This window comes from Amycolatopsis sp. FBCC-B4732 (genome assembly GCF_023008405.1).
Classification (GTDB): domain Bacteria; phylum Actinomycetota; class Actinomycetes; order Mycobacteriales; family Pseudonocardiaceae; genus Amycolatopsis; species Amycolatopsis pretoriensis_A.
In genome coordinates, this window is sequence record NZ_CP095376.1 from 3,162,508 (window position 1) to 3,183,525 (window position 21,018).

Annotated in this window: 25 protein-coding genes; 8 read left to right on the plus strand and 17 right to left on the minus strand. The window is 72.8% G+C overall.

Going from position 1 to position 21,018, the window contains the following annotated elements; genetic code table 11:
• Positions 1 to 41: 41 nt before the first annotated feature.
• Positions 42 to 1,238 (minus strand): RNA polymerase sigma factor, encoded by a 1,197-nt coding sequence (locus MUY14_RS13600; RefSeq protein WP_247023351.1) that lies wholly within the window; start codon positions 1,236 to 1,238, stop codon positions 42 to 44.
• A complete protein-coding gene (locus tag MUY14_RS13605) occupies positions 1,235 to 1,579 on the minus strand; it encodes a YciI family protein (protein ID WP_247023352.1) in 345 nt (114 codons plus the stop codon). Before MUY14_RS13605 ends, MUY14_RS13600 begins: the two co-directional genes overlap by 4 nt.
• A 100-nt stretch (positions 1,580 to 1,679) precedes the next feature.
• Between MUY14_RS13605 and MUY14_RS13610 the strand changes: the two genes are divergently transcribed.
• Together MUY14_RS13610 and MUY14_RS13615 are read left to right on the plus strand one after the other, a co-directional pair.
• Entirely contained in the window at positions 1,680 to 2,471 is a 792-nt protein-coding gene (locus MUY14_RS13610) for an alpha/beta fold hydrolase (RefSeq protein ID WP_247023353.1), read from the plus strand.
• A 9-nt stretch (positions 2,472 to 2,480) separates the two neighbouring features.
• Positions 2,481 to 3,524, plus strand: coding sequence for a site-specific integrase (locus MUY14_RS13615; RefSeq protein ID WP_247023354.1), 1,044 nt, complete (start codon positions 2,481 to 2,483; stop codon positions 3,522 to 3,524).
• Position 3,525: 1 nt separating this feature from the next.
• Here MUY14_RS13615 and MUY14_RS13620 read toward each other — a convergent pair whose 3' ends face one another.
• Entirely contained in the window at positions 3,526 to 3,690 is a 165-nt protein-coding gene (locus MUY14_RS13620) for a hypothetical protein (protein WP_166640695.1), read from the minus strand.
• A gap of 26 nt (positions 3,691 to 3,716) precedes the next feature.
• On the opposite strand from MUY14_RS13620, the gene MUY14_RS13625 reads away from it, so the two are divergent.
• Together MUY14_RS13625 and MUY14_RS13630 are read left to right on the plus strand one after the other, a co-directional pair.
• Complete coding sequence (locus MUY14_RS13625) at positions 3,717 to 4,226, plus strand: CGNR zinc finger domain-containing protein (protein WP_247023355.1); 510 nt, start codon at positions 3,717 to 3,719, stop codon at positions 4,224 to 4,226.
• A 56-nt stretch (positions 4,227 to 4,282) separates the two neighbouring features.
• A complete protein-coding gene (locus tag MUY14_RS13630) occupies positions 4,283 to 5,059 on the plus strand; it encodes an SGNH/GDSL hydrolase family protein (RefSeq protein WP_247023356.1) in 777 nt (258 codons plus the stop codon).
• Here the strand turns inward: MUY14_RS13630 and MUY14_RS13635 are convergent.
• The 6 genes from MUY14_RS13635 to MUY14_RS13660 form a co-directional block, all read right to left on the minus strand.
• Positions 5,039 to 5,647: a TetR/AcrR family transcriptional regulator gene (locus MUY14_RS13635; protein WP_247023357.1), complete on the minus strand. Its 609-nt coding sequence runs from the start codon at positions 5,645 to 5,647 to the stop codon at positions 5,039 to 5,041. The two genes, MUY14_RS13630 and MUY14_RS13635, sit on opposite strands and share 21 nt — an antisense overlap.
• Positions 5,628 to 6,104 carry an SRPBCC domain-containing protein gene (locus tag MUY14_RS13640; RefSeq protein ID WP_247023358.1) on the minus strand — a complete coding sequence of 159 codons (477 nt, stop codon included), beginning with the start codon at positions 6,102 to 6,104 and terminating at the stop codon, positions 5,628 to 5,630. The genes MUY14_RS13635 and MUY14_RS13640 overlap by 20 nt, the downstream gene beginning before the upstream one ends.
• Positions 6,101 to 6,421 carry a metalloregulator ArsR/SmtB family transcription factor gene (locus MUY14_RS13645; protein WP_247023359.1) on the minus strand — a complete coding sequence of 107 codons (321 nt, stop codon included), beginning with the start codon at positions 6,419 to 6,421 and terminating at the stop codon, positions 6,101 to 6,103. The genes MUY14_RS13640 and MUY14_RS13645 overlap by 4 nt, the downstream gene beginning before the upstream one ends.
• Positions 6,421 to 6,765, minus strand: a complete 345-nt coding sequence (locus MUY14_RS13650; protein ID WP_247023360.1) for a VOC family protein — start codon at positions 6,763 to 6,765, stop codon at positions 6,421 to 6,423. The genes MUY14_RS13645 and MUY14_RS13650 overlap by 1 nt, the downstream gene beginning before the upstream one ends.
• Positions 6,766 to 6,791: 26 nt before the next feature.
• Positions 6,792 to 8,315: an FAD-dependent monooxygenase gene (locus tag MUY14_RS13655; RefSeq protein ID WP_247023361.1), complete on the minus strand. Its 1,524-nt coding sequence runs from the start codon at positions 8,313 to 8,315 to the stop codon at positions 6,792 to 6,794.
• A 78-nt stretch (positions 8,316 to 8,393) separates the two neighbouring features.
• Positions 8,394 to 9,005 carry a TetR family transcriptional regulator gene (locus MUY14_RS13660; protein WP_247023362.1) on the minus strand — a complete coding sequence of 204 codons (612 nt, stop codon included), beginning with the start codon at positions 9,003 to 9,005 and terminating at the stop codon, positions 8,394 to 8,396.
• Positions 9,006 to 9,158: 153 nt separating this feature from the next.
• On the opposite strand from MUY14_RS13660, the gene MUY14_RS13665 reads away from it, so the two are divergent.
• Positions 9,159 to 10,502, plus strand: coding sequence for an MFS transporter (locus MUY14_RS13665; RefSeq protein WP_247023363.1), 1,344 nt, complete (start codon positions 9,159 to 9,161; stop codon positions 10,500 to 10,502).
• 51 nt (positions 10,503 to 10,553) lie between these two features.
• Here the strand turns inward: MUY14_RS13665 and MUY14_RS13670 are convergent, their stop codons facing one another.
• The 7 genes from MUY14_RS13670 to MUY14_RS13700 form a co-directional block, all read right to left on the minus strand.
• Positions 10,554 to 11,912: an SPFH domain-containing protein gene (locus MUY14_RS13670; protein WP_396126849.1), complete on the minus strand. Its 1,359-nt coding sequence runs from the start codon at positions 11,910 to 11,912 to the stop codon at positions 10,554 to 10,556.
• A gap of 88 nt (positions 11,913 to 12,000) precedes the next feature.
• Positions 12,001 to 12,489, minus strand: a complete 489-nt coding sequence (locus MUY14_RS13675) for an SPFH domain-containing protein (RefSeq protein ID WP_247023365.1) — start codon at positions 12,487 to 12,489, stop codon at positions 12,001 to 12,003.
• Positions 12,486 to 12,920 (minus strand): NfeD family protein, encoded by a 435-nt coding sequence (locus MUY14_RS13680; protein WP_247023366.1) that lies wholly within the window; start codon positions 12,918 to 12,920, stop codon positions 12,486 to 12,488. The genes MUY14_RS13675 and MUY14_RS13680 overlap by 4 nt, the downstream gene beginning before the upstream one ends.
• 84 nt (positions 12,921 to 13,004) lie before the next feature.
• Positions 13,005 to 13,820, minus strand: a complete 816-nt coding sequence (locus tag MUY14_RS13685) for a DUF3097 domain-containing protein (protein ID WP_247023367.1) — start codon at positions 13,818 to 13,820, stop codon at positions 13,005 to 13,007.
• Positions 13,821 to 13,871: 51 nt separating this feature from the next.
• Positions 13,872 to 14,765: an aminoglycoside phosphotransferase family protein gene (locus MUY14_RS13690; protein WP_247023368.1), complete on the minus strand. Its 894-nt coding sequence runs from the start codon at positions 14,763 to 14,765 to the stop codon at positions 13,872 to 13,874.
• Entirely contained in the window at positions 14,750 to 15,553 is an 804-nt protein-coding gene (locus MUY14_RS13695) for an SCO1664 family protein (protein ID WP_247023369.1), read from the minus strand. The genes MUY14_RS13690 and MUY14_RS13695 overlap by 16 nt, the downstream gene beginning before the upstream one ends.
• Before the next feature lie 2 nt (positions 15,554 to 15,555).
• A complete protein-coding gene (locus tag MUY14_RS13700) occupies positions 15,556 to 16,131 on the minus strand; it encodes a DUF3090 domain-containing protein (RefSeq protein WP_247023370.1) in 576 nt (191 codons plus the stop codon).
• A 76-nt stretch (positions 16,132 to 16,207) separates the two neighbouring features.
• Here MUY14_RS13700 and MUY14_RS13705 point away from each other — a divergent pair, with 76 nt between their 5' ends.
• The 3 genes from MUY14_RS13705 to MUY14_RS13715 are packed head-to-tail and all read left to right on the plus strand — an operon-like array spanning position 16,208 to position 19,421.
• On the plus strand, positions 16,208 to 18,121 hold the full coding sequence (locus tag MUY14_RS13705; RefSeq protein WP_247023371.1) for a prolyl oligopeptidase family serine peptidase: 1,914 nt from the start codon (positions 16,208 to 16,210) through the stop codon (positions 18,119 to 18,121).
• Positions 18,118 to 19,017 (plus strand): LD-carboxypeptidase, encoded by a 900-nt coding sequence (locus tag MUY14_RS13710; RefSeq protein WP_247023372.1) that lies wholly within the window; start codon positions 18,118 to 18,120, stop codon positions 19,015 to 19,017. The genes MUY14_RS13705 and MUY14_RS13710 overlap by 4 nt, the downstream gene beginning before the upstream one ends.
• Positions 19,014 to 19,421, plus strand: coding sequence for a TIGR03668 family PPOX class F420-dependent oxidoreductase (locus MUY14_RS13715; protein WP_247023373.1), 408 nt, complete (start codon positions 19,014 to 19,016; stop codon positions 19,419 to 19,421). The genes MUY14_RS13710 and MUY14_RS13715 overlap by 4 nt, the downstream gene beginning before the upstream one ends.
• A 32-nt stretch (positions 19,422 to 19,453) precedes the next feature.
• Here MUY14_RS13715 and mptB read toward each other — a convergent pair whose 3' ends face one another.
• Positions 19,454 to 20,998: a polyprenol phosphomannose-dependent alpha 1,6 mannosyltransferase MptB gene (mptB, locus tag MUY14_RS13720; protein WP_247023374.1), complete on the minus strand. Its 1,545-nt coding sequence runs from the start codon at positions 20,996 to 20,998 to the stop codon at positions 19,454 to 19,456.
• Positions 20,999 to 21,018 lie beyond the last annotated feature (20 nt).

Below are 21,018 nucleotides of genomic sequence, written 5' to 3' on the forward strand. Positions count from 1 at the left end.
ACCGCCTGGAGGCCGAACCGGCCCCTCGAAAACTGGGTGGGCTATCCGGGACGCTCCAAGACGCCGAGTTTGCGCTCCAGAAGCGCCCGCTCGGCGGCATTGCCCGTCAGCTCGATCGCCGCCGCGTACGCCTCGGCGGCCTCCCTCGCGCGACCCAGCCGGTCCAGCAGATCCGCCCGGATCGCGTGGTACAGCCCGAAGCGCGGCAGATCGAGCGCCTCGACCAACGCCAGACCCGCCGCCGGACCGTCGACCTCGGCGACCGCGACCGCGCGGTTCACCGCCACCACCGGCGTCGGCGTGACCGCCAGCAGCTGGTCGTACAGCGCCTTGACCTGCGTCCAATCGGTCGGCGCGTCGCTGTGGACGGCCTGGATCGCCGCCTGGATCTGGTACGGGCCGGGCTGGTTGCGCCGCAGGCAACGGCGGACGATGTCCTGGCCCTCGGCGATCAACGCCGTGTCCCATCGGGACCGGTCCTGGTCGCCCAAGAGCACCAGGTCGCCGTCCGGAGTGGTGCGGGCGGCTCGTCGTGAGTGGCTGAGCAGCAGCAACGCGAGCAGGCCCCAGACCTCCGGCTCGTCGGGCATCAACCCGGCCAGGGCGCGGGCGAGCCGGATCGCTTCCTCGCACAGGTCGTCGCGGACCAGGTGCTCCCCCGTGCTCGCCGCGTAGCCCTCGTTGAAGATCAGGTACAGCACGCTCAGCACCCCGGACAGCCGCGCGGGCAGGTCGGCGTCCTGGGGGACGCGGTACGGGATGCCGGCGTCGCGGATCTTGTTCTTCGCGCGGACGATCCGCTGGGCCATCGTCGGTTCGGGGACCAGGAACGCGGCCGCGATCTCCGTCGTGCTCAGGCCGCCCAGGAGCCGGAGCGTCAGCGCGACCTGGGTGGCGCGGGCCAGCGCGGGGTGGCAGCAGGTGAAGATCAGCCGGAGCCGGTCGTCGGGCACAGCGCCCTCCTCCACGGGCTCGGCTTCGGCGTGCACGAGGGCCGCCTGGGCGTACTTGTCCGCCCGCGCGGCCTCCCTGCGCAGGCGGTCGACCGCGCGGTTGCGGGCGGTGGTGATGATCCAGCCCGCCGGGCTCGGCGGGAACCCGGTGGCCGGCCACCGGCGGACGGCCTCGGCGAACGCGTCCTGCACCGCCTCTTCGGCGACGTCGATGTCGCCGAAGACCCGGACCAGCACCGACACCGCACGCCCGTACTCGGCGGCGTAGACGTCCTCGACCCTCATCCGCTGAACGGTCGCACCTCGACCGGCAGCGGTGCCACCGCGTCGGCGAGCCGCCCGCCCCAGACCAGGGCGGCGTCGAGGTCGGGCGTGGTGATGATCGTGAACCCGCCGAGGTGCTCCTTGCCCTCGGCGTAGGGACCGTCGGTGACGAGGGTGTCGCCGTCCCGGGCCCGCAGCACGGTGGCGGTCGAGGGCGGGTGCAGGCCCCCGGCGAACACCCACGCTCCGGCCGCCTTGAGATCGGCGTTCAGGGCGTCGAGCTCCTTGACGATCCCGTCGAGCACGTCCGCGGGCGGGGTGGGGCCGTCGGGCTGGTAGATGCTGAGCAGGTACTGCTTCACGTCGTCCTCCTCGGTGCCTTCACCGCTGATACGAACGGAGACCGGCCGGATCGACAGCGTCCGGCGCATTTTCCGTGGACACGACCGGCAAGATCAAGGTGTGCAGATCCGTGCGTCCGACCACGAGACCACCGTGACCGCCCGCGGCACCCGCGGCCCCGCCGTGGTGCTCGTCCATTCGCTCGGCCTGGACCGCCGGATGTGGGACCCGGTGCTCGACCGGCTCGCCACCGGCCGGCGGGTGTTCGCCTACGACGTGCGTGGGCACGGATCCGCCGCCGGCGCGCCCCTGCCGTTCACCATGGCTGCCACCGGTGCCGACCTCGTCGCGGTGCTGGACGCGCTCGAGCTCGGCATCGCCCACGTCGCCGGGTTGTCGCTGGGCGGGGCGATCGCGCAGACCGCCGCCGTCGCCGCACCCGGCCGCTTCGCCTCGCTGACCTTGCTGGGTGCCCCGGACCGGCCGGTCCCGGCGGCGTTCGAGGACCGGGCGCGGATCGCCGAAACCGAGGGCATGGCCGCACTGGTCGGGCCGACGCTCGAACGGTGGTTCACCGCGGCGGGGCTCGCAGCGGACACCGAAGGCGTGCGCTATGCCCGCGAGTGCCTCGCTTCGTTCGACCCCGTCACGTGGGCATCGATCTGGCGCGGCTACGGCGGTCTCGACGTCTTCCGGCGGTTGCGCGGCTTCCCGGCGCCGGCACTGGCGCTCGCCGGTGAGGCCGACGCGTCGATCACCATCGACGGCATGGCCGCCGTCGCCTCGCGGATCGGCGGCGGCGCGAAGCTGGAAGTCGTTCCCGGCGCCCCGCACATCCAGCCGCTCGAACGCCCCGATGAGGTGGCCGACGCCCTGGACCGGTTCCTGCCCGCGGAGATCGACATCCCGTAACCTCGGCGCGTGCCCGACCTGGAACCGGTGATCGACGCCGCCCTCGCCGCCGCCGGCCCGCAGGACCGGCTCGCGCTGCTCGACGAAGCCGCTGCCCGCCACGTCGACGGGCAGCGGCCGCCCAACACGCTCAAGGCCTACGCCCAGGACTGGCAGGTGTGGCAGGACTACACCGCCGAGGCCGGGATCCCGCCGCTGTCGGCGACGATCGGGGCGCTGACCGGGTTCGTCGTGTGGCTCGAACGGGGGCGCACGCTGCGCCCGGACGAACGCGCCGTGCCCGAAGTGCCCGAGCGGGCCGCGCCGGCGGCGCCGTCGACGATCGAGCGGCGGCTCACCGGGGCGCTCGCCGGGCTGCGGCACCACAAGGTCGTCGTCGACCCCGAAGCGAGCCGCGCCGCCTGGCGCGCGTTGAAGGGGTACCGGCAGCGGCTCGCCCGGGAGGGCGTCCAGCGCGGGCGCGGCAAGGCCACCATGGTGACCCTCGCCGACCTGCGGGCGATGTCGCGCGCCTGCCCGGACACCCTCGCCGGCGCCCGCGACCGGGCGATGCTGCTGATCGGGTTCCCGATCGCCGCGCGCTGCTCGGACCTGGCGAACCTGCTGGTCACCGACGTCGAGCCGGTCGACGACCGGGGGCTGGCGGTGACCGTGCGGCACGGCAAGAGCACCGGCGACATAGTCGTGCCGCGCCGCGAAAGCCCGGAAACGGACCCGGTGCGGGCGTGGCACGCGTGGCGCTCCGGCGCCGGGATCAGCGAGGGCCCCGCGTTCCGCCGGGTGGACCGGCACGGCAACGTCGGCGAGCCCGCGTTGAGCACTACCGGCGTCAACCAGATCCTGACCCGGGCCGGGGTCCGGGCGGGCCTGCCGTACCCGGTGACGGGGCACTCGCTGCGGTCCGGGTTCGCGACCGAGGCGCGCCGGGCCGGCGCGGACGACCTCGCCATCGCCGACCAGGGCCGCTGGGTGCGCGGCAGCCGCGCGCTCTACGAGTACATCCGCCGGGTCGACCAGTGGAACGACAACGCCGCGGGCGTGCTCGACCTCTGAGTCACCGGGCCGGCCGGGTGGCGCCGACGACTTCGCCGTCGAGGCGGGCGAGCCAGCTGCCGCAGACGCAGCGCACGTAGTCGAGCCGGTGGGAGGCGCGCTGGGCCGCGGTCGCCGGCAGTTCGGCGAGCGGCCAGCCGCAGCGGGGGCAACGGTTGACGTCCATGCCCCCGATCGTGCTGTAATGACTTTGTGCACTTCAACCCTTACGGCGGCCCGGCGGCGCTGGTGGCCGCGGACCTGGTGAACGCGGGGTCGGCGAGCGAGCTCCTGGACGGCATGGTCGGCAACGGCATGGCGATCCAGTTGCTGACCGACGACGAAGCCACCCGCATCGCCGACTGGGCCCACCACCTGCGGCCGGTGTTCGCCGCCCGCCCCGAGGACCGCCCGGAGCTGGTCAACGCGCTGCTCGCGGAAGCGGCGTGCCGCCCGTACATCACCAGCCACGACGGCAAGCCGCCCCACCTGCACTACTCGGCGGAGGACGCCGGGCCGGTCGGCCGGGTCCGCGCGTACACGGCGGGCGGGCTGGCGCACCTGGTGTGCGAGGCCCCGGACCGCCTGGGTATCTGCGGCCGCGAAGGGTGCGAGGTGGCGTACGTCGACACGTCCCGCAACGGCCGGCGGCGGTTCTGCTCGACCCGGTGCGCGACGCGGGTGCACGTGGCCGACCACCGGGCGCGGCAGGTCAGCGCCTGACGAGGGCCGGCTGGGTGCCCGGCGATGGCCGCGGCGGGTTTGCTTAGACTGACGACATGAGCAAGCGCTTAGTGGCCCTGGGGGATTCGTTCACCGAAGGTGTCGGTGACGACGATCCCGCTTACCCGAATGGTGTGCGTGGCTGGGCCGACCGGGTCGCCGAACAGCTCGCCGCGCGGGAGCCCGGGTTCCGGTACGCCAACCTCGCCATCCGGGGGAAGCTGATGCCGCAGATCCTCGGCGAGCAGCTCGAGCCCGCGCTGGCCATGGCGCCCGATCTCGTCACCCTCTACGCCGGCGGCAACGATCTCATGCGGCCCAAGGTCGACATCGACGCGCTGATGGTCGACTACGAGGCCGCCGTCGCGCGGATCCGGGCGACCGGGGCGCGGCTGGTGCTGTTCACCGGGGTCGACGGGGTCGAGGACGCGCTGTTCCGCAAGATGCGGGGGCGGGTCGCGATCTACAACGAGTTCGTGCGCGCCATCGCGACGAAGCACGGTGCGCTGCTGGTGGACATGTGGGCGATGCGGCAGCTGCGCGACCGGCGGCGGTGGGCCCCGGATCGCCTGCACCTCAACGCCCACGGCCACACCGAGGTCGCCATCGCGGTGCTGGCGGCTCTCGGTGCCGAACACTCGCTGACCGCCGCGGAGCTGGGGCCGCGCGAGGTGCCGAGCGCCGCTGTCCGGCGCAGCGAGAACCTGCGGTGGGCGCAGGAGCACGCGCTGCCGTGGGTGCGTCGCCGGCTGCGGGGCGAGTCCTCCGGGGACACGCTCACCGCGAAGCGCCCGGCGCTCGAGCCGGTCGCCTCAGCGCCGCTCCCCCGCTGACGGGCGGAGGCCATCGAAGAGGATCGTCACGGCCCGGTCGCGCAGGCGCGCGTCCGGGCCGGCGTACTCGGCAGCGCGCGCGACCCCGATGATCACCGTGATCAGCTCGCCGACAACGAGGTCCTCGCGCACCGCGCCCGCACCCTGCGCGCGGGAAAGCAGCACGCCGAGGGACTCCATCAGGCGGGCACCGATGTCGGACTTCGACACCGGCACGGTGACCCCGGCCGCCGTGAGCGCCTCGAAGTAGGCGTTCTTCGCGCTCGACATCTCGATCCAGCTGGTCAGGAAGGTGAAGAACGCGCCGCCCGGATCCGCCGAGTCCGCCGCGACGGCGGCTTCGGCCTCGTCCACGAAGCGGCGCAACCGGGCGAAGAGCACCGCTTCGAGCAGCGCTTCCTTCGTCGGGAAGTGCCGGAACACCGTGCCGATGCCGACGCCGGCCGCGCGGGCGACTTCTTCCGTGGGCGCCCCGGTCCCCTTGGCGGCGAACACGCTCTCGGCGGCCTCCAGCACCCGCGCGCGGTTGCGGCGGGCGTCGGCGCGCAGCGGTTTGGACGCGGCGGGATCAGCGGTCGCGGGGCTCACCACCCGATCGTAACCGGGCCGGGTCCGGCAGCGTGTCCAGCAACCGGGCCAGCGCCTTCGGCACATGGGAGCGCCAGCCGCCGCCCATGATCCGCCGGGAGACGCGCTGGAACTCGTCGTCCGGGTCGAAGCCTTCGTGGCTGAGGAACAGCCGGGTGCCGGTGCCTTCGGGCACCAGCCGCCAGGTGACCGTCCACTGCGGACCCCAGCGGATGCTGAGCTTGCGTTCGGGCTCGACCTCCAGCACCTCGCACGCCACCGGGCCTCCGGCGAACCCGGCCGCGGGCACCGGCTCGGCCAGCAGCTGGAACCGGTGTCCCACCACGGGTTTGATGTCGTTGGGCATGTTCATCCACCGCTCGAGCAGGTCCGGCTCGGTCAGCGCGCGCCACACCTTGCGGGCCGGGTGGGCGAGGAACTGGTCGACGTGGATCGCGGTCGGATCGTCGTCGGTCACAGGTCGTCCTCTTCGTCGAGCAGGTCTCGCAGGGTGGTGAGCTTGCTCCGCCAGAAGCGTTCGTACGGCGTGAGCCAGTCCGCGACTTCCTCCAGCGGCGCCGCGTCGAGGCGGTAGACGCGGTTGCGGCCCTGCCGCTGCTCGGCGACCAGGCCGGCCTCCCGGAGCACCCGGAGGTGTTCCGACAGGCTCGGCCGGGCCATCTCGAACCGTTCCGCGATCGAGCCGGCCGCCATCGGCCCGTCCAGCAGCAGCCGCAGGACCTCGCGCCGGGCCGGGCTGGCCAGCGCGGCGAAGACGTCGTCGTTGACCGGCATCAGTTCGGCACGGTGCCGAAGTCCGACGGCTGGAGCAGGCCGAGGGTGCGGCCGTCGAGGTCCTTGAACGACGTAGCCCGCCCCCACGGCCGCTCCTCCGGCTCGGCCACCTCGACCCCGGCGGCCCGCAGCGCGGCGACGTCGGTGTCGAGGTCGGTGACCTGCTGGTCGGTCAGCACGACCCCGGTCTTCGCCCCCTTCGGCGCGACCAGCACGAACCGGCCGCCCTCGGGCGTGCGGCGGTCGACGAACGCTTCGAAGCCGAGCTTGCCGACGTAGAAGTCCCGCGCGCGGGCGTGGTCGGCGACCGGCAGGGTCAGGAACTGCACGTGGGTGATCGTCATGCCACCGACCATACGTAGGAGATCTCCTACATGTCAATCGGGTCGCCGAACCACCGTTCCAGTGCCGTGCGGAGGGCCTTGCGCTCGGTGTCGTCGGGCTCCGGTGAGCTGGACGCCCAGGCGACGTAGCCGTCGGGGCGGATGAGCAACGCCGTCACCTCCCCCGGCGCCCGGCCGGAGACGAGGTCGACCCGGTCGGTCCAGCCGCGCAGGTCGTCGCCGAGCGAGCCGGTGAAGTCCAGCAGCAGCGGCCGGGCCGTCGTGGTCAGTTCGGCGAGCCGGGTGCCGTCGGCCAGCTCCAGGTCCGGGGCCCAGCGGCCGTCGAGCGGGTGGTCGGTGGCCGGTTCGTACCGGACGTCGGCGCCGGACATCAGGTTCGCGATGTGCTGCACCGTGCTCGGCAGCCGCAGCAGCTCGCCGAACAGCTCGCGCAGTGCGGTGACGTCGCGCCCGGGCGTGATCAGCGCGGCCTGGGCCTGGGTGTGCATGACGACGCGCTCGGCGACCGGGCGGCGTTCGCTCTCGTAGGTGTCGAGCAGCCCGGCCGGGGCCCAGCCGCGCACGGTGGCCGCGAGCTTCCAGCCGAGGCCGACCGCGTCCTGCAGCCCGAGGTTGAGGCCAGGGCCGCCGATCGCGGAGTGGACGTGCGCCGCGTCGCCGACCAGCAGGACGCGGCCCTCGCGGAACTTGTCGGCGAGGCGGGTGTTGCGTCCGCGCAGCCGGCGCAGCAGGTGCGGGCCGTCGCCTTCGGGCGGGCCGATCGGCAGGTCGAACCCGAGGACGCGGCGGATGCTCGCGCGCTGCGCGTCGAGGGTCATCGGCGGTTCGTCGCCCGTTTCCTCCTCGTCGGTCCACTCCATCGTGGTGACGAGCGGGCCGGCCGGGAACGGCGCGTAGACGAACAGGCCGGTTTCGGTGCGGTAGTGGAAGAACGGCGGGATGACGCCGTGCCCGGGCACCCGCAGGCCGCCGGACGCCGGGTCGACGAACTCGGCGGGCACGGTGGCGTTGGACGTCTGGGACAACGTGCGGTCTTCGGTGACGCCGGGGAAGCCGATGCCGGCGAGTTTGCGGGTGATGCTGCGGCCGCCGTCCGCGCCGACGAGGTACCGCGCGCTGATCCGCGACGGGCCACCGGGACCGGAGACGTCGAGGGTGACCGCGTCGGCGTCCTGGCCGAGCCCGGTGAGTTCGTGGCCGCGGCGGATTTCGACGCCGAGTTCGGCGGCGCGTTCGCCGAGCATCGCCTCGACGCGCCGTTGCGGCACGCCGAGGATGTTCAGCGGGTTGGGGTCGGTCAGGGTGAGGTCCAGGCGCATCGCCCCGAAGACGAACGCGGGCGGGGGCGGGCCGAGCGGGCCGGCCAGCCGCTCGTGCAGGCCGCGGCGGTCGAGGAGGCGGACGACCTGGCCGACGAGCCCGTTGGCGCGGTTCTCGGTGGTGGGCTCTGGCAGCCGTTCCAGCACCAGGGGGCGAACCCCGGCGAGGGCGAGTTCGCAGGCGAGCATGAGGCCGTTGGGCCCGGCTCCGGCGATGACGACGTCTTCCATGGCGGAACTCCTTCTGGGGCAAGCACTGTGGGCAGCACGAAATGGCCCGTCGAGCGGGCAGCTTCGGATTCGGATGGGTCAGCGCGGTTCGGGCAGGCCGGCGGCGAGCCGGCCGAACACGTCGCGCAGGAGCGTTTCGAGCGGTGGGGGCGGCTCAGCGACGAGCCACTGCTGGGTGACGACGTTGAGCGCGGCCCCGACGACCCCCGCGACGAGCCGCGGGTAGATGTCCCGGGCCGGGTCGGTGCCGGTGCGGTCGGCGACGGCGGTGGCGAACTCGGCCTCGGCCGCCGCGCCGGCTTTCTGGAACTCGCCCTGCAGTGCGGGTTCCGCGACCATCAGCCGCAGCCCTTCGATCCACGACCGGTCGGCGGCTTGCCCGGTGGGCTCGCCGAGCGGGAACCCCTCGAGCGCCGCCTGGGTGACGGCCTCCCAGATCGGTTCGCCGTCGGGCCGCTCCCGCAGCGCGGCGGCGATCGCCCGCGCCCGGTCGTGGTGGCGGGCGACGATGGCTTCGCCCTTGCTGCCGAAGTAGTTGCTGAAGGTCCGCGTGGACACCCCGGCTTCGGCGGCGATGTCTTCGATCCGGACGTTGTCGAAGCCGCGTTCGACGGTCAGCCGGATGGCCGCCCAGCTCAGCGCGATGCGCGTCTCGTGCTTCTTGCGCTCGCGCAGGCCTTTGGCGTCCATGCACCCACCATAGCGAGTTTTGCCGAATCTGCAAAGTTGCCGAATCTGCACTTTAGTTCATCACCGACCGGACGAGATACCGGTCATCGATCGCCTAAACCTTCCACGGGCGTCACACTGTCGTGTGACATCAGTCACCGGAGGTGTTGCGAGATGGTCCTGGGCGACAACGGCGTCACTCACAAGGTGGAGGCGGACAGCAAGTCCGGCAAGGTGCAGGTCCGGCGGGCCGCGCTGGCGAGCGCGATCGGCACGACGATCGAGTGGTACGACTTCTTCCTCTACAACACCGCGGCGGCACTGGTCTTCCCGCACCTGTTCTTCCCCGCGTCGAGTGCGTACGCGGGAGCCATGCAGTCCTTCGCCACCTACGCGGTCGGGTTCGCCGCACGCCCGGTCGGGGCCGCGATCTTCGGGCACTGGGGTGACCGGATCGGACGGAAGGCGACGCTGATCGTCACCCTGCTGCTGATGGGCATCTCCTCCGGCGTGGTCGGGATGCTGCCCGGCACGTCGGCGATCGGGTTCGCCGCGCCGCTGCTCCTGGTGCTGCTGCGGCTGGTGCAGGGCATCGCCATCGGCGGTGAGTGGAGCGGCTCGGTGCTGCTCGCGATGGAGTGGGGCGACCAGAGGAAACGCGGCCTGCTGGGCAGTTTCGCGCAGATCGGCGTCCCGGTCGGGCTGGTGCTCGGCACCGGCGGCATGACGCTGCTGTCGGCAACGCTCTCCCCCGAGGCGTTCGACTCCTGGGGCTGGCGGCTGCCGTTCCTGGCCAGCCTGATCCTGGTCGGGGTCGGCCTGGTGATCCGGCTGAAGATCCTCGAGACGCCGATGTTCGCCAAGCTCGTGGAGAACCGGCAGACCGCGAAGACGCCGGTGCTCGACGCGATCAAGCACCACTGGCGGGAAATCCTGCTCTCGGCCGGCGTCCGGTTCAGCGAGCAGATGCCGTTCTACCTGTTCACCAGCTACGTGCTGATCTACGTCGTCGCGCGCCACGAGTTCAGCAAGACGTTCGTGCTCAACGCGGTCCTCGTCGGGGCGGCGTGCGAACTGGCGCTGATCCCGCTGTTCTCGTCGCTGTCGGACCGCTTCGGACGCAAGAAGGTGTACCTGACCGGCGCGGTGTTCACCGCGGTGATCGCGTTCCCGTACTTCACGATCCTGGCGCACGGCAGCCACGCGCTGGTGTTCGTCGCGGTGGTGGTGTCGTTCGTCCCGCACGCGCTGCAGTACGGGCCGCAGGCGGCGCTGATCGGCGAGAGCTTCCCGACGCACCTGCGCTACGGCGGTGCCGGGCTGGGTTACCAGCTGGCTTCGGTGTTCGCGGGCGGGCCGGCGCCGCTGCTGGCGACGTGGCTGCTGCACACGACCGGGACGCCGTACTCGATCTCGGGCTACATCGTGCTCTCGGCGGTGGTCACGGTGGCGTGCGTGATCGCGTTGAAGGACCGTTCGAAGGCCGACATCGACGACGTTTCCGTGTACCAGCGCTGAAAGCCGTGAAGGCCACCTCGACTCGAGGTGGCCTTCACGGTGTTCGGTGCGTCAGCGGCGCGGGCCGCCCTGGGGGCCGCCGAACGGGGGCTGCTGCGGGAACGGCCCGCTGCCCGGGTTCTGCTGCTGCGGGCCGCCGAACTGGCCCGGGGGCGGCGACTGCGGTACCGGCTGGCCCTGGTACTGCTGGGCACCCGGGGGCGGCCCGGCCGGGGACTGCGGCTGGGGCAGCGCCGGCTGGCCGCTCTGCGGGGTCGGCGGCTGCTGCGGGGCCGGCGTGACCTCCGTGCCGCGGTCCTCGTCCGGTTCCGGCGCGGGCTGCGGCTGGGACGGGCGCGGGATCGACGGCCGCGCGGACGGCGCCGACGGGGCCCCGATCGCCGGGACCTCCTTGCGGGCCACGGCTTCCGCGGCCGCGACGGCCTCGGCGACCTTCGGATCGCTCTTGGTCTCGAACCAGCTGGAGACCTCTTCGTCCTCGAGGTCGGGCTTGGCCGGGACGTCGTCCTCCTTCGGCGGCTCGTAGCGGAAGACCCCGTCGTCACCGGGGGCACCGAGCGCGCGGGCGAAGCCTTCGAGGGCCTTGCCGTAGTCGCTGGGGATCATCCAGACCTTGTTCGCGTCGCCCTGCGCCATCTGCGGCAGCGTCTGCAGGTACTGGTAGGCCAGCACCTCCGGGGTCGGGCGGCCGGCCTTGATCGCGGCGAACACCTTCTCGATCGCCTTCGCCTGACCCTGCGCCTGCAGGTACCGCGCGGCCCGCTCACCCTGCGCCCGCAGGATCCGGGACTGCCGCTCGGCTTCGGCGGCGAGGATGGTGGCCTGGCGGGCACCTTCGGCGGAGAGGATCTGGCTCTGCTTCTGACCTTCCGCCGTCTTGATCGCGGACTCCCGCTGACCTTCGGCGGTGAGGATCATGGCGCGCTTCTCGCGGTCGGCGCGCATCTGCTTCTCCATCGAGTCCTGGATGGAGGGCGGCGGGTCGATCGCCTTCAGCTCGACCCGGCTCACGCGGATGCCCCACCGGCCGGTCGCCTCGTCCAGCACCCCGCGCAGCTGGGTGTTGATGGAGTCGCGGGAGGTCAGGGTCTGCTCGAGGCTCATGCCACCGACGACGTTGCGGAGCGTGGTGGTGGTCAGCTGCTCGACACCGACGATGTAGTTGGAGATCTCGTACACCGCGGCGCGCGAGTCCGTGACCTGGAAGTACACGACGGTGTCGATCGACACCGTCAGGTTGTCCTCGGTGATCACCGGCTGCGGCGGGAACGAGACGACCTGCTCGCGCAGGTCGATCCGGGCGCGCACCTTGTCCAGGAACGGCACGAGGATGTTCAGGCCCGGTGAGGCGACCGTGCGGAACCGGCCGAGCCGTTCGATCACGGCGGACTGGGCCTGCGGCACCACCATGACCGCCTTGGCTATCGTGATGACCACGAGCAGGGCCAAGGCTATGACCAGCCCGATCACAAATCCGGTCAAGAGAATTTCCCCTTACCTAGTACCATTCTTGCGCGGTTGACGGTGTCTCGGGTGCCGCCGGGCGCCGTACCGAAAGCTCGAGCTTCCGCACGGCGACGCCCCAGCGGCCGGTGGTGTCGCGCAGGACCGTCCACACCGTGCGGTGGAGGTCCCCCGGCGCGGCGACGGCGCGCTCGGCGGTGGTCCGGCCGGCTTCCTGCCGCAGCGCGGTGCGCACCAGCTGTTCGATCGCGATGGCCGGGTTGCTGATCGCGTAGGTCGCCAGCTGCGGGTCGGTGATCGTGAAGACGATTTCGAAGCCGGCGTCGACCTCCTTGCCGTCCCCCGTGGCGACCGGCCGCGGCGGCGCGGACAGGATCTGCTCGCCCAGGTCGACGCGCACCCGGACGCTGTCGACGAAGGGCAGCACGAAGTGACGGCCGGGACCGAGGACGACGCGGAACTTCCCGAGCCGTTCGATCACCGCGGCCCGGCCTTCGCCGACGGTGACGAGACCGAGGCTCACGGCTCGGTCGCCACGACGGCGGTGGCCCCGGAGATCTCGACGACGGTGACCGACGTGCCGGGCTGGATGGGCGGGAGGTGCTCGGACATGCTGCGCGCCGACCAGACGTCCCCGGCCAGCTTCACCCGGCCCGCCTCGTAGTCCACTGTGGACACGACGACGGCGCGCGCCCCGATCAGCGCCTCGATGCCGGTGTGGTGGGTCGGGCCGGCGAGGAAGCGCCGTTTGAGCGCGGGCCGCACCAGCACGAGCATGCCGACGGAGGTGACGGCGAACACGGCGACGTCGATGAAGACGTTCCCGGTGAGCACCTCGGCGCCGGCGCCGAAGAGCGCGGCGACCCCCAGCATGATCAGCACGAAGTCGCCGGAGACGACTTCCGCGATCATCAGGGCGATGCCGACGATCAACCAGACCAGTGCCCAAGACATGGCTTCATGCTCTCAGATCGCGCCGGATCGCACCGGCGCAGTGACGGGACGTGACCTTCGCGTGACCTGGGACAAATCGGACATTCAGTCCTCCTCGGCGGGTTCGGTGACGAAGTCGATGAGCCGCTCCACGGCCCCGATGAGCGGGGTCTCGAGGTCGCGGAAACTGCTCACCCCGCTCAGGACACGTTGCCAGCCTTCGAAAGGTTGCCCCCAGCCGAGCGCGTCGCAGATCCCCTGCTTCCACTCGGTGCCGCGCGGGATCTTCGGCCACGCCTCGATCCCGACCGCCGCGGGCCGCACGGCTTCCCAGACGTCGATGTACGGGTGCCCGGTGACCAGCACGTTCTCGTCGCGGACGGCCGCGACCAGCCGCGACTCCTTGCTGCCGGGGACGAGGTGGTCGACCAGTACGCCCAGGCGGCGGCCGGGGCCGGTGCCGAACTCGGCGATGCGGTCGGCGAGCACGTCGACGCCGTCCAGCGGTTCGACGACGACGCCTTCGACGCGCAGGTCGTGGCCCCAGACGCGTTCGACGAGCTCGGCGTCGTGCTTGCCTTCGACCCAGATGCGGGAGTCGCGGGCGACGCGGGCCCGCAGGCCCTGGACCTTGACCGAGCCGGACGCCGAGATCTGCCGCTCGGGTGCCTTGGCCGGGGCCTTGAACGGCACCAGCGTCACCGGCTTGCCCTCCAGCAGGAAGCCGGCGGGGACGAACGGGAAGACGCGGTGGCGGCCCTTGGCGTCTTCGAGCACGACGTTGCCGTACTCGATCTTCACCACCGCGCCGCAGAAGCCGCTGACCGGGTCCTCGACCACGAGCCCGGGTTCGGCGGGGACCTCCGGCACCTTCTTGCGGCGCTTGCCGGCGAGCACGTCGTCATAGGAGTGGGAGCGCACGACCTGGGAACTTAGCGGCCGTGGCGCCCTCGGCGGGGCGTGCCACGCCGGTCAGCGGGACAGTTCCAGCAGGGCTTCGGTGAACGGAGTGCGCTCGCCGCGGCGCAGCGGTGCGTGGGCGGCCAGCGGAGCGAGCGCGGCGCACCACGCGAGGGCGCGGTCCGCGTCGAGGCCGGGCAGGTGCGGCCGGAGCGCTTCGACGCCGTCGTCCAGCGTGCCGCCGGCGGCCAGCGGCAGGTAGAGCCAGTCGGCGAGGTCGAAGGCCGGGTCGCCGACGCTCGGTCGCGGGTCGATCGCGACCAGGCCGCGGCCGGGGCCGGCGTCGAGGACGTTGCCCGGGTGCAGGTCGCCGTGCACGACCGCGACCGGTCCGTCCTGGGCCAGTGCCATCGCCCGGTGCCGGGCCCGCGCGAGGAGTTCCGGAGTCAGGTACGGCTCGGCCGCGGAGCCCGAGCCCACGACGGTGCGCTCGGTGATGTCGTACATGAACGTCACCCGGTCGGTGAGCGGCGGCAGGTCTTCAGAGGGCTTGACGCCGTGCAGCTCGGCCAGCATTTCGCCCAGCTCCGGCCACGGGACCTCGCGGCCGCGCAGTTCGGTGCCGGGGACCAGGCCTTCGAGCAGGATCGCGCCGGCGTCGAGGTCGGTGCCGAGGACCTGCACCGCCCGCGTGCACCCGGCCCAGGCGCGCAGGCCGGTGGCCTCGAGCCGGGCGACCTCGGGGTCCGGGGTCAGCTTGAGCACGCGCAGGTCGCCGCCGGGGCCGGTGCACAGCAGGGTGCGGCCGGTGTTGCCGGGCCGGGCCTCGCGGACGGTCAGCCCCCACCGCGCGCTCAGGCGGGCGACCAGGCCGGGGAAGGTGTCGCACCAGGGTTCGGCCAGGTCGGCGCCGAAACGGCCGACGAGCCGGGCCCGGGTCGCGGCGTCGATCAGAACAGCGGCCACGGGATGGCGCGCCAGTCGTCGCCCGGCTCGGGGAAGATGCCTTCGGCGAGCAGGACGTCGGTGCGGTCGGCGAGCGCGCGGATCTCGAAGCCGGTGATGTGCTCGGCCAGGGTCTCGCCGAGGCCGCCGTCGAGCTCCGAACGCAGCTTGCGCAGCTTCTCGACGACGTCCGGCGGTACCGGCTCGCCGATCCAGCCCCACAGCACGGTGCGCAGCTTCGGGTCGGTGTGCAGGCAGATGCCGTGGTCGACGCCGTAGACGCGGCCGTCGACGCCGGGCAGCAGGTGCCCGCCCTTGCGGTCGGTGTTGTTGACGACGATGTCGAGCACGGCGAGGTCGCGCAGCCCGGGGTGGTCGGCGTGGGCCAGCACCGCGGGTTCGCCGAGCCGGTCGTGGGCGTGCAGCACCGGGCGCCAGCCGTCGGGGACGTCGTCGGGCGGGAGGACCTCGACGAGGTCGTCCTCGGTGGTCTCGACCCACAGCTGGACCATGCCGGGACCGAACGGCCCGTCGCGCAGCACGGTCGGCGGGATGGCGCCGACGCCGGCGGCGTCGGCGATGATCGCGGTGGCTACTTCGCGTCCGGCCAGCGTGCCGTCGGGGAAGTCCCACAGCGGCCGCTCCCCCGACACCGGCTTGTAGACGACCCGGCCGGTGACACCGTCGAGCTCGATGGCGCAGAAGAGCGTGACGTTGGAGGCGTCCACCAGCCGGCCTTCGACGTCGATGCGGCCGTGGGTGACCAGCTCGCGCGACGCCGGGTCGGCCGGATCGGGGGTGGGGGCCATGGTCAGTCTTCGTCCGCGTCGGTCTCGCGCCGGTAGCCGTTCTGCCGGGGGCAGATGTGGCCGGCCGGGTCGAGCGGCTCGCCGCACAGCGGGCACGGCTTGCGGCCGGCGTTGACGACGCGGTCGGCTCGCTCGGCGAAGGCGCGGGCGGCGGCCGGGCTGAGGAACACGCGGACGGCGTCCGGGCCCTCCTCGGTGTCGTCGAGCACGACCGTTTCGTCGACCTCGCCCTCGGTGATGGCGAGCAGCTCGATGACGACGGCGCTGGAGTCGGCGTCCCAGCCGAGGCCCATCGTGCCGACGCGGAACTCCTCCTCGACCGGCACGGTGAGGGGGTCGACGTCGACGAGGTCCTCGGGGACGTCGTCGGGTACGTCGGCGCCGAAGCGGCTGGCGACCTCTTCGAGGAGCGAGCTGAGCCGCTCCGCGAGGACGACGACCTGCTGCTTCTCGATGGTGACGCTGATGGTGCGCACGTCCTCCGATGCCTGGAGGTAGAACGTGCGATCGCCGGGCTCGCCGACGGTGCCGGCGACGAAACGATCCGGCTGGCGGAAGACGTGGATTACGCGAGACATAGCACTGTCGACCCTAGGCCACGGCCGCATGATCGGCATCCGCCGCCCCACCTTCGCGGGCCGCTAGCCTCTGGGGGTGTCTCGGATCTCCCCGTACGGAACCTGGTCTTCGCCCATCACCGCCGCCGAGGTGGCCGCCGCCGGTGGCGGCCCGCAGTGGCTCGACGTCGTCGGGGACGAGGTGTGGTGGGCCGAGGCGCGGCCCGGTGAGCAGGGCAGGGTCGCCCTGGTGAAGGCCGTGCCGGGCGGGACCGAGGACGTGCTGCCCGCCCCGTGGAACGTCCGCAACCGGCTGCACGAGTACGGCGGGCGGCCGTGGGCGGTCACCGGCGGTGCCGTCGTGTTCACGCACTGGTCGGATCAGCGGGTTTACGCGCTGAGCGAAACCGGTGTGGTGCCGCTGACACCGGAGCCCGCCGAGCCCCAGGGCGTCCGCTACGGCGACCTCCGGGCCGGGGCGTCGGGTGAGGTGTGGGCGGTGCGCGAGCGCGCCACCGGGCCGCGGCCGACCGACGTCGAGCGGGAGCTGGTGGCGATCGCGCTGTCCGGCGGCGAGCGGGTGCTGGCCGCGAGCCACCGGTTCCTGACCGTGGCGAAGCTGTCGCCGGACGGGCGGCACGCGGCCTGGTTCGGCTGGGACCACCCGGCGATGCCGTGGGACGGGACCGAGCTGTGCGTCGCGCCGGTGGCCGAGGACGGTTCGTTCGGGCCGCACGAAGTCCTCGCCGGCGGCGCCGAGGTTTCGGTGTGCCAGGTCGAGTGGGAGACGTCTTCGACGTTGCTGGCGTTGCTGGACCCGGACGGCTGGTGGAACCTGCACCGGGTCGGCCTGGACGGGTCGGTGGTCAACCTCGCGCCGGTGGAACAGGAACTGGGCGGGCCGCTCTGGAAAGCGGGTTCGCGCTGGTTCGCCCCGCTGGGCGGCGGGCGGCACGCGGTGCTGGCGTCGGGACGGCTCGCCGTGCTCGACGAGGCGGACGGCTCGGTGACGCCGCTGGGCGAGGAGCTGACGGCGTGGTCCTCGACCGGGTTCGCCGCCTTCGACGGCGGGGTGGCCGGGGTCGCGGCGGGGCCGGTGCGGGAAGCCGCGGTCGTGCACCTGGCCGGGTCGGTGCTGACCGAGCTGACGCCGCAGCCGGAGCTGCCGGCCGAGTACCTGCCGGTGCCGCAGGAGCGGGTGATCACGACCGCGGGCGGCGACGAGGTCCCGGTGGTGCTGTACCTGCCGGCGAACCCGGAGTTCGCGGCTCCCGGTGGTGAGCTGCCGCCGCTGCTGGTGCAGGTGCACGGCGGGCCGACCGGGCAGCACTTCCCGGTGCTGGACCTGGAGATCGCGTACTTCACCAGCCGCGGCATCGGCGTGGCGGCGGTGAACTACGGCGGGTCGACCGGGTTCGGCCGGGCCTACCGGGAGCGGCTGCGCGAGCAGTGGGGCGTGGTGGACGTGGCCGACTGCGTGGCGGTGGCCGAGGCGCTGGTGGCGGCCGGGCTGGCCGACGGCGGCCGGCTGGGGATCCGCGGCGGCAGCGCGGGCGGGTTCACCGCGGCGGCGTCGCTGACCACGACGAAGACGTACCGGGCGGGCACGGTGATGTACCCGGTGCTGGACCTGGCCGGGTGGACCGGCGACGAGGGCGACACGCACGACTTCGAGTCGCGCTACCTCGACGGGCTGGTCGGGCCGTTGCCGGCGGCGAAGCAGCGGTACGTCGAGCGGTCGCCGCTGGCGAACGCCGCGTCGCTGGCCGGGCCGGTGCTGTTCCAGCAGGGGCTGGAGGACCGGATCTGCCCGCCGGAACAGGCGGACCGGTTCGTGGCCGGGCTGGCCGGACGCGGCATCGCGTACGCCTACCAGCGGTTCCCGGGTGAGCAGCACGGCTTCCGGCAGGCGGCGACGATCGTGGCGGCGCTGGAGGCGGAGCTGTCGTTCTACGGCCAGGTGCTGGGCTTCGATACGCCGGCCGTGGCGCGCCTGGAGCTGTCCCGGTGAGGCCGCCCCGGGTGCGGGCCGGTGACACGGTGGCGCTGGTGGCGCCGTCCGGGCCGGTGCCGGCGGACCTGCTGGAGAAAGCGCTGCCGGTGCTGAGCGGCTGGGGTGTCGAGGTGCGCGTCGGGCCGTGCGTGCGTTCGACGCCCGGATCGCCGCCGTACCTGTCCGGTTCGGACGCGGCGCGGGCGGCGGAGTTCACCGAGGCGTGGCTGGATCCGGGCGTGCGCTGCGTGCTGGCCGCGCGCGGCGGGTACGGCGCGCAGCGGATGCTGGACCTGGTGGACTGGGCGGCGTTGCGGGACGCGGGTCCGAAGGTGCTGGCCGGGTCGTCGGACATCACGGCGCTGCACCGGGCGGTGGACGTCCACTTGGGACTGTCCAGTTTATTCTCCCCGATGCCGGCGAGCGTGCTGTTCGACGACTTCGCGGTGGAGCACCTGCGGCGGGCGCTGTTCGAGCCCGAGCGGAACCTGGTGGTCCGCGGCGGTGCCCCGCTGGTGCCGGGGCGGGCTTCGGGGACGTTGACGGGCGGGAACCTGTCGTTGCTGGCGGGCGGTCTCGGCACGCCGGAGGCGGGTTCGGCGCGGGACGCGGTGGTGCTGCTGGAGGACGTGACGGAGAGCGTGTACCGGCTGGACCGGATGCTGACGCAGCTGCTCCGCGCCGGCTGGTTCGACGGCGTCCGGGGGATCGTGCTGGGTTCGTGGGCGGCGTGCGGCGACCCGGCGGAGGTGCGCGGGTTGCTGCTGGAGCGGCTGGGGCCGTTGGGGGTGCCGGTGGTCGAGGAGTTCGGGTTCGGGCACGTGGCGTCGTCGCCGACGTTGCCGCTGGGCGTGCCGGTGACGCTCGACGCGGACCTGGGGACGTTGACGTTCGACTCCCCCGCGCTGACGTGAAGCTCTCGGCCGAGGAGGCCCGCGCCCGGTTCGCCGCGGCGCGGGTCGCGCGGCTGGCGACGGCGTCGGCTTCGGGGGTGCCGCACCTGGTGCCGGTGACGTTCGCGGTGCACGGGGATCAGGTGGTGTTCGCGGTGGACCACAAGCCGAAGTCGTCGACGTCGTTGCGGCGGCTGGCGAACATCGCGGAGAACCCGGCGGTGTGCTTCCTCGCCGACGGGTACGCGGAGGACTGGGCGGAGCTGTGGTGGGCGCGGGCGGACGGCGTCGCCGAGGTGGTGTCCGAGCGGGCGGAGCCGGTTTCGTGGCTGGTGGCGAAGTACGAGCAGTACGTGGCCCGCCCACCGGAGCACGCGGTGGTGGTGACGACGGTCCACACCTGGCGCGGCTGGTCGGGGTCGTGAGTGTTCAGGGCGGTTCCGACCGCCCTGAACACTCACGAGCGGTGGTCGCTGAGGAACTTCTCCGGGCGGCGCCACGCGTCGATGATGCCCAGCGGGTCCGGCCGCAGCAGGGACGCCGCCGAGTACAGGCTGGCCACCACGACCAGGGCGATGAACCACCAGTCGTACAGGGCCTGCTCGCCCGTCGGGTAGTACACGAGCGTCACGAACACCGACACCGCGACCACCAGCGCCAGGTGGCGCGGCTGCCACTTGAACGCCGACAGGAGCACGAAACCCCAGGTCAGGTACCACGGCAGGGTCGGCGGCATGAGGATCGCCACCGCCAGCAGGGAGATGCCCGCGCGGTAGACCGCCTCCGTGCCGCCGCCGCGGGCGAGCCACCACTGGCGGACGCCGAAGGCGATCAGCAGCAGCATCCCGGCCGCCCGGGCCACCGTCACGAACGGCGACACCTGGACGTCCACGACGATGTGGACCAGGTTGTAGAACACCTCGCCGATGCCGGTGGGGATGTTGAGCCAGTTCGCGATGAGCTGCGGGGCCTTGAGCCCGGACCACCAGCCCATGTTGAGCGAGCCCAGCGAGATCCACGTGCCCGCCACGAACACCGGCAGGAACAGGCCGACCGAGGCCGCGCCGGCGCGCAGGAAGTTGCGGACCTTCGACTCGCCGGGGAGGTGGTTGGCCCACATCCAGACGATGAACGGCAGCGCGATCGCCGCCGTCGGCTTGATGAGCATGCCGATCGTCACCAGGACCACCGCGACGACGTGCTTGCGCTCCAGGGCGGCGAGGACGCCGATGGTGAGGAACGCGAGCATCATCAGGTCGTTGTGCGGGCCGCCGAAGAGGTGGATCACCATCATCGGGCTGGCCACCGCGAGCCACAGCGCGACCGGGAGCTTGCCGCCGAGGTGCTTGACCAGCCGCGGGAGCGCCCACAGCGTCCCGGCGAGCCCGGCCAGCAGGACGACGCGCATCAGGATGACGCCGAGGATCATGTTGTCGCCGGTGGTGGCGACCACGCCCTTCGAGATCAGCAGGAACAGCGGCCCGTACGGGGCCGGGGTGGTCTGCCAGAGCGGGTGGACGTTCTGCACCACGTTCGGCAGCACGTCGAGCTCGGCCGGGCCGTTGGCGTACGGGTCGAGCCCGTAGAGCAGCTGGGCGCCCTGGCCGAGGTAGGAGAAGACGTCGCGGGTGAACAGCGGCGGCGAGATGAGCAGCGGCGCCATCCAGCAGCCCGCGGCGACCAGGATCGGGCGGCTGCCGATGCGCCCGGCCAGCACGTAGCGGCCGAGGCGGACCCAGGCCCACACGACGAGGCCGAAGCCGGTGTAGAGGACGGCGTTGGCGAGCATGCGCCCGTGGCCGTAGCGGATCCACGAGAGCGGGCCGTGGCCGAGCACGGGGTCCTTGATCAGGATGCCGCCGGCGCCGAAGGCGGCGAGCATGAGCAGGGTGCTCCCGACGGTGCCCATCGCGATCGTGCGGTACGGGAATCGCGAGGGCACGCGGAGCCGCTCGGCCAGTCCGGCCGAGGGCGTCTGTGCGGGGTCGGTGGTGGTCGCCATTTCCGTTCGGAGATTACACA